Annotated in this window: 1 protein-coding gene; it reads right to left on the bottom strand. The window is 57.3% G+C overall.

What is annotated here, in order from left to right; genetic code table 11:
- A partial coding sequence (locus E1189_RS22670) for a hypothetical protein (RefSeq protein ID WP_196220937.1) occupies nucleotides 1–402 on the bottom strand: 402 nt, incomplete at its 3' end.
- Nucleotides 403–644: the final 242 nt, after the last annotated feature.

Genomic DNA, 644 nt, shown 5'->3' with positions numbered 1-644 from the left:
CCAGAAGTAGAAGTATTGAGCCAAAATGAGCAGGAGACAGTGCGTCGAGAAAAGCGGAACGCTACCTGCCTCTGCGGTGCCACTTTTGCTTCGGTCAGCCTGCTTAACTCTCACCGTCGGGGCAGCAGAGACGCTCGATGCAAGGGGAAGCGGAACACCACCTGCCCCTGTGGTACCACCTTTGATTCGGTTAACCAGCTTAACTCTCACTGTCAGAGCAGCAGAGATGCCCGGTGTAAAGGGAAGCGGAACACCGTCTGCCTCTGTGGCGCCACCTTCGATTCGGCCACCCTGCTTAAATCTCACCGCCGGTGCAGCAGAGATACTCGGTGTAAGGGGAAACAGAACACCACCTGCCCCTGCGGTGCCGCCTTCAATTCGTTCAGCCTGCTTAGTGCTCACCGCCAGAGCAGTAGCGATGCCCGGTGTAAGGGAAAGCGAAACACCACCTGCCCCTGCGGTGTCACATTCACTTCAGCCAACCTGCTTTACACTCACCGCCGAGGCAGCAGCGACGCCTGTTGCAAGGGAAAGCAAAAAACTACCTGCCCCTGCGGCACCACCTTCGATACGGTCAGTTTGCTTTATTCTCATCGCCAGAGCAGCAGAGATGCCCGGTGTAAGGGGAAGCGGAACACCACCTG

The sequence above is a fragment of the Parendozoicomonas verongulae genome, assembly GCF_009711465.1.
GTDB lineage: Bacteria > Pseudomonadota > Gammaproteobacteria > Pseudomonadales > Endozoicomonadaceae > Sansalvadorimonas > Sansalvadorimonas verongulae.
The sequence above is the reverse complement of the archived record's forward strand: the minus strand, read 5'-3'. Positions and strand labels throughout refer to the sequence as shown.